Source organism: Brevibacillus borstelensis, from assembly GCF_037834415.1.
In the GTDB taxonomy this organism is placed as follows: Bacteria; Bacillota; Bacilli; order Brevibacillales; family Brevibacillaceae; genus Brevibacillus; species Brevibacillus borstelensis_A.
In genome coordinates this window covers 1-11,447 of record NZ_JAUMSJ010000064.1, presented here as the reverse complement: position 1 = coordinate 11,447, position 11,447 = coordinate 1, and the positions used below count along the sequence as shown (strand labels likewise).

The 11,447-nt window shown below is 46.7% G+C and carries 10 protein-coding genes; 7 read left to right on the top strand and 3 right to left on the bottom strand.

The window, feature by feature from the left end; genetic code table 11:
- The 6 genes from Q3F21_RS26365 to Q3F21_RS26340 all read left to right on the top strand — a co-directional run.
- Positions 1–326 (top strand): hypothetical protein (locus Q3F21_RS26365; RefSeq protein ID WP_340259473.1); only part of this gene is annotated, 326 nt, incomplete at its 5' end.
- A 52-nt stretch (positions 327–378) separates the two neighbouring features.
- Entirely contained in the window at positions 379–2,139 is a 1,761-nt protein-coding gene (locus tag Q3F21_RS26360) for an ABC transporter ATP-binding protein (protein WP_340259471.1), read from the top strand.
- On the top strand, positions 2,127–2,693 hold the full coding sequence (locus tag Q3F21_RS26355; protein WP_340259469.1) for a MauE/DoxX family redox-associated membrane protein: 567 nt from the start codon (positions 2,127–2,129) through the stop codon (positions 2,691–2,693). Before Q3F21_RS26360 ends, Q3F21_RS26355 begins: the two co-directional genes overlap by 13 nt.
- 23 nt (positions 2,694–2,716) lie before the next feature.
- Entirely contained in the window at positions 2,717–3,262 is a 546-nt protein-coding gene (locus tag Q3F21_RS26350; RefSeq protein ID WP_340259467.1) for a hypothetical protein, read from the top strand.
- Positions 3,263–3,272: 10 nt separating this feature from the next.
- A complete protein-coding gene (locus Q3F21_RS26345; protein ID WP_340259465.1) occupies positions 3,273–3,956 on the top strand; it encodes an ABC transporter ATP-binding protein in 684 nt (227 codons plus the stop codon).
- Positions 3,957–3,960: 4 nt separating this feature from the next.
- A complete protein-coding gene (locus tag Q3F21_RS26340; RefSeq protein ID WP_340259463.1) occupies positions 3,961–8,175 on the top strand; it encodes an FtsX-like permease family protein in 4,215 nt (1,404 codons plus the stop codon).
- A gap of 267 nt (positions 8,176–8,442) precedes the next feature.
- On the opposite strand, the gene Q3F21_RS26335 is transcribed toward Q3F21_RS26340, so the two are convergent.
- The 3 genes from Q3F21_RS26335 to Q3F21_RS26325 form a co-directional block, all read right to left on the bottom strand.
- The gene (locus Q3F21_RS26335) at positions 8,443–8,961 is read right to left on the bottom strand and encodes a hypothetical protein (protein WP_340259461.1); all 519 of its coding nucleotides are present in this window, start codon (positions 8,959–8,961) and stop codon (positions 8,443–8,445) included.
- 294 nt (positions 8,962–9,255) lie between these two features.
- A complete protein-coding gene (locus Q3F21_RS26330) occupies positions 9,256–9,495 on the bottom strand; it encodes a hypothetical protein (protein ID WP_340259459.1) in 240 nt (79 codons plus the stop codon).
- Positions 9,496–9,914: 419 nt separating this feature from the next.
- Positions 9,915–10,274 carry a hypothetical protein gene (locus tag Q3F21_RS26325; RefSeq protein WP_340259457.1) on the bottom strand — a complete coding sequence of 120 codons (360 nt, stop codon included), beginning with the start codon at positions 10,272–10,274 and terminating at the stop codon, positions 9,915–9,917.
- Between the two features lie 656 nt (positions 10,275–10,930).
- Here Q3F21_RS26325 and Q3F21_RS26320 point away from each other — a divergent pair.
- Positions 10,931–11,419: a glycoside hydrolase family protein gene (locus tag Q3F21_RS26320; RefSeq protein WP_340259455.1), complete on the top strand. Its 489-nt coding sequence runs from the start codon at positions 10,931–10,933 to the stop codon at positions 11,417–11,419.
- The last annotated feature ends 28 nt before the right edge of the window (positions 11,420–11,447 follow it).

The following is an 11,447-nucleotide window of genomic DNA, read 5'->3' as shown; positions in this document are numbered from 1 at the left end:
TTTCACTACCTACGTGCTTACCTTGTCATGAGGCATTGACAGAATTTCTGGAGCAAAATCAAAAGTTGCAATTCCCGTTCGCTTGTTTGGCCGAGGCTGATCAGGTGGAGTACTTTGAAATGTTTTGTCATGACTACAGGGAACAAGTAGAGATTAACCCAATTAAAAAAACACAATTACTAAGATTAGGAATAAGAAGTTTTCCCACTTTTTTGGTTATAGACGATTACGGTATTATCCTACGTGAATTTTCATTGGTTCATTTTTTGGTGAGATATATCGAACAAATGCCAATTGGCTTGCAAATTGGTGAACAAGATGGATAGAAAATATTTATGGAAAGCATTCGGATACGTCTGGAGGCAGGGGAAACAGTGGTTGATTCTTTCGGTCACATTGAGCATCTTAGTCGGCTGTTCTCCGTTTCTTACATTATGGGTGGCAAAAGAAATCATTAATGAAGTAACACGTTTTATTCAGGGAGAAACAAAGGAATACTTTTTTTTATTCTGGTTATTAATTGGACAATTCATGCTGACTCTTTCTTTGTCAGCAATTACAAATATAAGGGAGTATTTTGATAAGCGGATGGAATGTACATTGGATTATAATGTACAGCAATTAATTCTCGAAAAAACCTCAGTTGTTTCAATCATGAGTTTTGACTTACCAGAATTCCACAATCACTTGAAACGAATATCGGGCGGAGGTGCCCGATTTTTAGCACCTATCGGAAGTATCATAGATATGACACAGTCTGCCTTCAACTTATTTTCTTATGCTATTTTTTTATATGTAATTGATTGGCGTCTTGTAATTGCTAGTCTTTTAGTTGCAGTGCCGTTTTACTATATTCAAGCTAAGCTGGGGCAGAGACGATATGCTTTACATGTTGCACAAAGTTCGGTGGCTCGCGAGGCAGAGTATTATAAATATTTGTTACAGGATCGTAGGTCAATAAAGGAAATTAGATTGTTTGATCTCGCTACACTGTTTCGTACGAGATGGGCGGAGAGATTTTGGAAGAATACCACAGAGAAGCTAAGTCTGGAATTGAAGCAGCAGAAAGCTGAAATAGGGATGGAGGGGGTTTCCGCTCTATTCTATATGGGAATGGCAGTTGTTCTTATATCGTTCGGCCGTACAGCAAAGATGGGAATAGGGGAGTTCATAGCCATTATACAAGCTATTCAGGGGACACAGGGAACCTTTACTCGTATATCCATGCTGTTGGCTAAACTGTACGAGGAAAAGCTGTTTATTAAAGATTTTTATCAATTTCTTGAACATGAGGAAGGAGAGCTACCAAGTAAGGAAGGAAAACAGAACTTCCCTTCGCCTATCCAAAAAGGAATATTATTTGAAAACGTATCCTTTCGTTATACGGGAGGAGATCGAGATGTTCTTGAAAATATCTCGTTTCAGGTTTACCCCAAAGAAAAAATAGCTATTGTTGGTCAAAATGGTTCTGGAAAGACTACGCTAGTGAAATGCTTAATGGGTCTTTATCCACTAGTACGTGGCCAAATCAAGATTGATGACATAAACATCTCGGATATTGACGCAAGGCAGTTACGTAATAATCTCACTGTCATTTTTCAAGATTTCATTCGCTATGACTTATCGGTTAAGGAAAATATCGCTATTGGCAATGTTGCTGAAATGGATGATATAGACAAGGTGGAGCAGGCAGCGAGATTGAGTGGAGCCGATTCTTTTGTCCGGCGGTTTCCCCAAGGTTATGAGACATACTTAGGGAGAATGTTTGGAGAGGGAGAGGATCTTTCAGGAGGACAATGGCAAAAAATTGCATTAGCGCGTGCTCTGTTCCGCGAAAGTCAAGTAGTGATTTTGGATGAGCCAACAGCTGCACTGGACCCGGTTGCCGAAATGGATACTTTTAATAAGTTCAAACTGCTTAGTGAGAACAAAATTGCAATCTTTATCTCCCACCGGATGGCTGCATCGCGGATGGCCGACCGAATTATTGTCATGAAGGAAGGAAAAATTGTTGAAATGGGTACCCACGAGGAACTGATGGCGCTTGGACAGGAGTATTTCCAGATGTATCAAATGCAGGCGCAATGGTTTGCATCTGAAAAGGAAGCAGAGAGAGAGGTGGTCGGGTGGATGAACTGACGTTTGTGCTGCGAGTGTTTCTTGGCACGCTTTTTATAAGTACGAGCGTCGCCAAATTCCGAAAACCGCAGGAGCATATGCTGACGGTGAAGGAGTACCGGATTCTTTCCTCCTTCCTGCTTTACCCGTTTGCCCGAGCCGAGATGATCGTTGAATTTTTGACAGGTATTCTGCTGTTTTTGGGTATGTTTCAAAAGACAGTTGCCTTGCTCGCTGTCTTTCTTCTAGCCATCTACTCACTTGCTATCGTTGTCAACTTGCTGCGCGGGCGCAAGGAAATCTCTTGCGGATGCGGGGGAGCGGCAGGCGACCACCCCATATCGTGGTTTCTCGTATTGCGCAACTTTTTGCTGATCGGGATGGGCATCTGCCTGTATTTGAACCCAACTCCATGGGGGAGCATCGAAGCGATTTGGAATGGCGAGGCCAATCAGCTTTTCAATCTTCTTGTTCTGCAAGACATCCTGATTGCCTGGCTGTTTCTTCTGATGTTTGCGATGACTGTCGATCTCCGGAATCTTTACAAGCGATTTAAGCGTTTCCTTCAAAGCTAGATTTGAAAGACGGGAGTGGAAATATGAACAACGGTTTGGTGATCTCCAATCTGTTATTGTGGGTTGTCGTCTTTGTACAGACGATTATTTTGTTCTTTTTCATTCGTCTGGTCGTGCAGTTTTTGAACCGGTTTCGTGTAAATGACAAGCAAGTGACAGCAGCGACATTGACGATCGGGGAAAAAGCTCCCGTTTTTCGGGAAAAGGATCAGCATGGAGAAGTGGTGCAAGCAACAGAGGATGTTGAAAAGCAGACGTTCATGCTTTTCACCAACGATACTTGCGGGACGTGCAAGGCAATCATTCCGGAATTGCCGCATATATTACAGGACTATCCTGATGTAAGAGTCATCGTCGTATCCAACCCGATCTATTATGAAAAAGGATTGGAAGTGCCGTCTGCTATTCACCTCGTACGCTCAAACGATCTGATAAACAAATTCTTGATTCAGATCGTTCCTACGGCTGTACTCATTGACCACGACGGAATCATTCGTGCGATCAGACAGGTAACGTCCATTCAGGATATTATGGCTATGTTCGATATACCAGTTGAAAAAGTGGGATAGAGGGAAGGACATGACGAAAATCATCCAAATCAACAATCTTACCAAAACCTACAGCGGCGACGGAGTAGCAACCACTGCCCTGCAAAATGTCAATCTCACCCTGCACAGCAAAGAATTTACGTCCATTGTCGGCCCGTCGGGATCCGGCAAATCGACCTTGCTGCAATTGATCGGAACGCTTGACGCCCCTACGGCGGGAACGATTAGCTACGATGACGTGGATGTCGGCAAGCTGAAAGGAAAGGCGCTGGCCGACTTCCGGTTTGCCCAGATCGGCTTTGTTTTCCAACACTTTCATCTGCTGCCGACGCTTACGGCTTTGGAAAATGTCATGTCGCCCTTGTTTCCGCGGAAAGTCGGCTACGACAAAAAGGGCAGGGCTCAGGAACTGCTCGATTGGGTAGGTCTTTCGCATAAGCAGGATTCCTTGCCTTCCCAATTGTCCGGCGGAGAGCAGCAGCGTGTAGCAATCGCACGCGCTCTGGTCAACCGGCCCAAATGGCTGCTGGCAGACGAACCGACAGGCAACCTTGATACGAGCAACGGGGAAATGGTCTTTCAGCTGTTGCGCAAATATCAGCAGGAGCATGGTACCGGGATTGTCTTTGTCACGCATGACGAGCATTTGGCCAGTCGCACGGACCGGAGGATCGAGATGCGGGATGGCAGCACGATTGCCGACACGACGAGGTGAGCCGATGATTCGTTATATTTGGAAAAACTGGTGGCGCCACCCGGAGCGTTTTCTTTTGCTGCTCGTCGGCATGCTCATCATCAGCTCGACGCTCAGCTACTTTGTGGGTGTCACCGAGAGCAACAACGGGACAACCCAGGAAATTTTGCAAAAGCGCTGGAAGGCCGCCTACCATATCGTGGTCCGGCCGGAAGGGACGCGCAGTGTGACGGAACAGGACCAGCTGTTGGAGCCGAATTATTTGAACGGGCTGTACGGGGGGATCAGTCTCGACGACTACGCCTGGATCAAGAGCATGCCGGACGTGGACGTTGCGGCTCCGCTTGCGCCGATTGGCTATTCGGGGACCTCGTTTACGTATGGAAAGGTAGAAAAGCCAAAAGAGCCGGGGATTTATCGCCATGTTATGGCGGCCTATAGCAACGATGGAGTGCAAGTCATTCCGAAGTATAAACGGACTCGATATTATACAACAGGACTTTGGAGTATATCCAGGGATGAACAGGAGAAACTTCAGCGATACGACTTCATTGAGCCATACGGAGTTAGGACATGGATACTTGATCTTAGCGGTTTTTTCAATCAACTTCTTGTAGGAATCGACCCGGTAGAAGAAGCCCGTCTGGTTGGCTTGGATCAGGCTGTCGTGTCGCTCGGTGAAAGCCGCTATTTCAGAGAGAAAGACAAAGTGGATACGAGCGACGATGGGGAGGGGCAAAAAGTAACCCAGCTCCCCATTCTGATGAGTAACCGGATAGACGCCAGCTTCCACTTTGTGAGCAGATATGAACGGTTGAAGCTACCGTTTGCCACCAAGGAAGAGGCCGATCAAACCATGAAGGAGGTCGCAAGCAAGGGAGGGGCGTCGTATTTGGATCAGCAAGAGACGGCAGGAGAGCCGCTCGAATATTCCTTTGACTCCAAAGAAGCGCATGCGCTGCTGCTCTCCAGTCTTTCGGGGGTCGACAGCCAAACGGGAAAACCGTTTCTTCGGTATCAGAATAACAATCACAGCGCACAACTTGGTAGCGCCTTAAAGGAAAAACCCGGAGCGCTTTCATTTGTAAAGACAGCCAGCCCCTATCCGGAGCGCTGGAATTACGCTTATAGCGTAAAAGCTGTGGAGCCGAAAATCCCACCAGAAATTCAGGAGTTTTATTCTTACAAACCGGACGATTTCCGCTATTCCTTTCGCCCTTTCCGGTTTGTGGACAATTGGAACTGGAGTCACCTGATCGAGCCGTATTGGATCGGCTTTTACGACCCGGAGAAGCTGGCCATTGCCAAAGACCCAATCGAAGAGCTGCCGATGGAAACGTATCGGCCTGCTGAGGCTCGCCTGGTCTTGGACAAAGACGGAAAACCGATGAATCCATCCGTCTCTGTACGCCCTTCCCTCAATCCGTTTGGGTTGCTCACCAATCCGCCGCTGATGCTCACGACCATTGACGCGGCAACGCAGCTGATGGGGGACAAACCGATTGCATCGATTCGGATCAAGGTAAAGGGAGTGGAGGGTGTCAGCCAAGCCAGCCAGCAAAAGCTGGAGGCGGTGGCAGAGGAGATTGAGAAGCGAACCGGGCTGATCGCTGATATTACGCTTGGTTCCTCGCCGCAGCCTGTCCTTGTGCATGTTCCCGCCAACGGCAGCTATCCGGCAATGGGCTGGATCGAGCAATTTTTTGTAAAGTTGGGCAGCGTGTTTACGCTCTTTCGCGAGGTCTCGCTTGGCTTCTCCGGCATCATGGGCATTGTCATGCTGATGGCTGTTACTTACGTTTTTGCGACCAATCTGGTGACGCTGTATGCCCGTACAAACGAATTCGGCCTATGGCTGGCAGTCGGGTGGCGTCCCGGGCATGTGGCCGGCATCCTGTTTTTGGAGGCCTGCCTCTTGGGAGGCATCGTGACTCTCATCAGCTGGACGATTGTCGGGATGATTGTCTTGCAGCAGGGAGCGAGTGTTCCCGTGGAGCGGGTGATCGGCATCGGCTTGTGCGGACTCGTCATTTATGTGCTGGCTGCCATTCCGGCTGCTTTTTTCGTGAGCAGAGTCTCTCCGCTCGCTCTCATGCGGACGGGAGAGCTAAAGTCTGGTTCGCGACGCCTGGTTCGGGTGCGAAACAGCTTTTCGCTGGCGCTTGGTCAACTGCTGCTTCGCTTTCGCCGCAGTCTTCTTTCCGTTTTTGCCATAGCGGTGCCGACCGGCCTCTTGGTGTTTTTCGGTTTCGTCACTTTCCGCCTGCAAGGGATGATGTACACGTCATGGTTAGGGCAATATGTGGCAGTGGAGATCGGCCAGGAGCATTACGTGGCGACGGTTCTGGCGCTGGTGATCGCGGTATTGACGACAGCGGAAATTATTTGGCAAAACGTCATGGATCGAAAAGCGGAGCTGCTGCTGCTCAAAGCGATGGGCTGGCGCAACGGAGCGATATTCCGCCTGATCGTCTGGGAAGGGCTTCTCTGCGGGCTCTTGGCGGCTGTTGGCGGTATCGGGCTCGGAGTGCTCGTGATCGTCGGGCTGTATCGGGAGTTTCCGGCTGAAGACATTTGGCTGTTGCTTAGCGCCGGGCTAATTCCCGTGCTGGTAGGAGGGCTGGGTGCTGTATTTCCAGCCGTGATGGCCGTGCGGTTCCGTCCGGCAGAAGGGCTGCGCGGTTCCCAGAAAAACCGCAGACGGACAGAGCGGGTGCTGCGGGGCATGATGGCAGTGCTCCTCATCGGCTGTGTAGCCGGGGCGACTTTTAGCGCGGTACGGCTGTGGCAAGCTTCCGCGACCCAGCAGGAGACCGTGCCCGGGCAAGCTCCCGGTGAACAGCCTGTGCCATCGGCGCATAATCCAGACCCGGCACAGGCAGGCTCACCTCAGACGGGAGCGGGAACGCCGCCTGATCAGGAGGAACAGCTTGGCGACTTGACGGGCTTTGCTCCCAGGCCCGTACCGCAGGGCAGCAAGGCTAGCTATCAACTGTCGTTTCGCATGGACAAATCCGGAAGGTTTGCGGCGGATGCGGCCATACAGGTGGAGAACCTCTCCGGGGACTACTGGGATCAGCTGATGTTTTACTTTATCCCCAACGTTTTTACCAAACAAAACAAGCCTGAAGCGGTGAAAGGCACAGCCGATGTGAAAATTGACAAGGTCGAGCTGGATCAGCAGCAGGCAGCGTACCAGCTCTCCTCCGATACGCTGGCGATCCCGCTGGACAAAAAAATGGCCCCCGGCGAAGTCAGGGTGGTACATGTATCGTATTCGTTTACGGTGCCGGAAGAGGGGCTTCGCTTCGACAAAATGGGGCAGCGCTATTTCCTGGCCCAGGCTTATCCGATGCTCGCCACATACCGCAATGGCTGGAACAAGAAAGAGTACCGGATCAACGGAGAGTCCTACCATACGGGGTACTCCGACTTCACCGTTTCCTATGATCTGCCGCCCGGTTACCTGTTCGTCAGTTCTTCGGACGAAGATCCGGCGGAAGCGCGGCCAAGCGGCGAGGTTGCCGCAACCCGCGTTCGGGAAGTATTTGCCGCGGTGGTCAAAGGTGTCACGTCCGTCTCGCAAACGGTAGATGGGGTTCAGATACGCGTCTTTGGCGAGGAGGCAAATCGGCAGAAAATGGAGGAAGCTCTCCGGACAGCTGCGGAAGCGGTTCCGTTTTTCTCGGAGAAAATCGGCAGGTACCCGCATAAACAACTGGACATCATCCTCGATGGCAGGGTGGATATGGAGTATCCCGGAGTCGTCACGGTGGCTGCGAACAAGGTCGGCGAGTCTCTGGAACACACGGTCGTCCACGAGATCGGGCACCAGTGGTTCTACGGCATGATCGCCAATGACGCTTATCACGACAGATGGCTGGACGAAGGCTTAACCGAGCTGGCTGCCTCGATGTTTTTCCTCGACTACAGGAAGAAATCGGAGGAAGAAGTTTTTTCCGCCATGAAACAGGCCGCCCGAGCTGCCGTGGATAAACCGTCAAATCTGCCGCTGGACCAGTACGAGGGCGAAACCTATGCCTATTCCTACGTTGTGCCGCCCTTGCGTCTCTGGGAGCTGATCTCCACTTATGGCGACGTGGAGGACGGATGGCGTTTTCTCAGGGCTTACTGCGAACGGTATTCCTATAAAGAGGTGGATACGAAGGAGTTTGTCCGTTTCGCCACAGCTTACTTCCCGGTGACGGAGGCGTATTTTGCGGAGTGGCTAAAGCTGTGAGAAGGGCCGCTGGAAGGAAGAGCGAGGGGAAAAAAGGAAAAGGCAACACCCCCGGAAAAAGGCAATTCGCTTTTTGGCGGGGGTGAACGTGAACTTATTCAACATTTTCAACCCTTGCCGATTGGAAGGGATTTGAGGTGTCTCTTGTGATCAGGGGACACCTCTTTTTATCTAACCCCGAGGGATGTAAGGGCCGAAATCATGGCAGAGCGGACGGATTCTTGGTTGCGGCCGCAACAAATCAGGCTGTTTCTATATTGTAATATTCTAAAAGGGTGCTTCTTCGACAACAAACCAGTTATCCTTGCCCAGTATCTGCAAGATTGGCTCAATCGACTCTTCCGTAAACTTTTCTAGATATAACTCCTTCACTACTTGAAAGGGCTTTGCATAGTACTGGCCGTTTTCATCTTGAACGTATGCCAGGTATTTTCTATCTACAACCCGCTTGTCGATTTCATACTCGAATTGAAGCCAGTATATTTTTTTGATTTTTTTAGAATTGGCAGCTTTGTTGACTCCCTTCTGCAACCAACTGAATATAGCTTGCAACTCTTCTTCACTCATTAGAAAATGCATAAATTCCGGCTGTGCTTTAATAGAATCAGCCTGGTAGACGTGCAGACCTATTGAATCCAAGTTTTCCTTTGGAAATTGACTTAACAAAGACTTACTTGTTGCCGCATCAGGAGGCTTGTTTGTCGTGGTCTGTTCTGTTGAAGTACACCCGAGGGCGGATAAAACGATTATAGCTATTAATGACAATGTAATTTGTAAACGCTTCATAGGGCTGTCTCTCCTATCTCGTGTAAAGTTGCGTTTCTCCAGCAATTGATGTTCTCAAACAGAATGGGGTAACTACACCTGAAGATTCTTATCACCATCATAAAACTGCAATGCCGGGGAAAAGCAAGAGGACAAGTCCTAAAGCAGACCAAAAGGGAGAAGGCAAAACCGCAGTGGTCAATAAGCTGCTTATGGAGGGGATTGAACAATTGGAATCCCGCTCATTTTACACAACCTGAGTCCGCTATCTATCATATGGAGCGAAAAAATCCCAGCCACTCGCATGGCAGGGATTCAATCTATACTATAAACGAAATCGATTAAACTGCGGTGATCCTTTGGAAGCTGGTAATTTTCAAATACATTGCTTAGATTCTTTGTAACCATATCGTAGTAAAAAAGCCCATATTGATTATTGGTATCTCTCCCCAAAATAAATAAACCTTCCGCATTATCCCTTGGGTAAAAAGATTTCACTTCTTTCATACCGGGAATGTCAAAGTCTTCAACCTTCTGACTGTCAATATACAACATTTTTAACGACCTAGGTTTGGATGAACCCATAAATGGATCGTATGTCATTAAGATTCTATTTGCATCGAGTTGCCTGGTAAGTCTGATTTAAAATTGATCCGTATGGTAGACTGGTTGGTAGTTCCTAAAATCTGGATCCATTAGATACAGGGTTTTGGGCCTAATGTGTGTAATTGCCGCAACTTTATGGGTTCTCATTTCAGAATCGGAAGCAGTAAGACTCAATAACTTCTTCGTTGTATAGTTATAGGACAAAGAGTAGCACCACGTGTCATCATCATTCGGATTCAGATAAGTAAATTCTCTTGTCGTCCGATCAAAAATGGCCGGTTGAGTAACAGTAACGTATTGTGGCGCAACGTTTGTGATCATTTTGTCATCTACTATAAACAAATCATTAAAAAGGAACTTGCCAAAAGTTAATTGATTTCTTTCTTTTGTTTTAAGATTGTATTCATACAGGTTATCAACCTCGTCTCCTGTAACGCTATCGCTAAAATACACTTTATTGTTCCGAATATCCGCAAAAGCAACGGATATCCAGGGTCTATAGGGATCTTAAAGAACTCCGACATTTTTTGATTCTGAATCGAATAAAGGTACAATACTAAAGAAACACCGTCGTCATCATTTTTTCCGTTGTTATAAGCCGTAGCCGTAATTTGAAGATATTCCCTTAATTCTTTTTTGGTTTTAACCCCAGGTGCAAGATTTATAGCAAGGATTGCCAAGATAACAACCATGATAATGCTGCCAAACGTTATCATTTTCTTTTTCATAATCAAATGATACTCCTAAGTTGATATTTTTTGAATGATATTCCTATTAATACGCAATTTATATAAAGAAATGGTATACGCCATTACTTCTAAAACTTTAAAAAGAACGGCGTATACCAACTAAAAGGATTAAACCTATATATGGGGTACCGCCAACAAAATGCGGATTTTGTACGCTAAGCCCTGGATGGGGTAGTACCAGTGTCGCTGATATTATCTTAACTCCAACGTGACAATCACCAATAAATCAATGGTTGTCACGCTGAGGAATCCGATATTGTATCGGATTCTTCTTTTTTGTTGTTCTTTGATCCCTAAAAATTTTAGATTTTTATCTGTTAAAAATTCGTTCGTTTGAGTGCAAAGGCTTTCGAGTGATTGATTCACTTTTTAAACAATTTAAGCAAGTGTAAGGCTTTTTCCAAAAAGCAAAAAATTTCTAAGAGGTGGTTGTATTTTACTTTGTTTTTTTACCTACAAGGGTGAAGGCGATGAGTTGAGCGCTCAAAATAGTCGCTAATAACAATACAAAGGAGTGTTATTATGTAAAATTTTTCTTTAGGCACAGGTGGAGCAAACCTTATCAAAAAACATGAGGGATTTTCCTTGAAATTTTATGGAGATCCTTATGGATATCCAACAGTTGGATGGGACATTTGATTACAAAGACTAAAACATATACTAAAAATACAACAGGTAATCCAAATGATTCTCTTCTATCCCAAGCACAAGCTGATGATCTATCAAAATCTTTAAATCTAGGTTATACTTCACCAATTTCTCAGTCTCAAGCAAATACTTTTTTTGCTAATGATACTGCAAGTGCTGTAGCGGCAGTAAATAAATTGGTACTTCCTACAGGTCAGGAATTTTCACAATCTCAGTTTGATGCACTTGTTTCACTCACTTTTAATGCAGGTCCTGGGGTGCTAGCAACCAGTGATGTAAAAGCTATGCTTGCCAATGCGCATATATATCCAACTTTTGTTGGTCCACTTTCACAAAGTCAAATTGATACTTGTTCAAAATTAGTCAGCAAAGCATTTTCATATGATAGAAATTTACAAAAAAGAAGAAATGAAGAAGCAACTTTATTTTGTAAAGACAGGAAGTATACTCACAAATATCCAGTATATACACTATAGTTTAATCGTTTTACCACATAAACAAGAA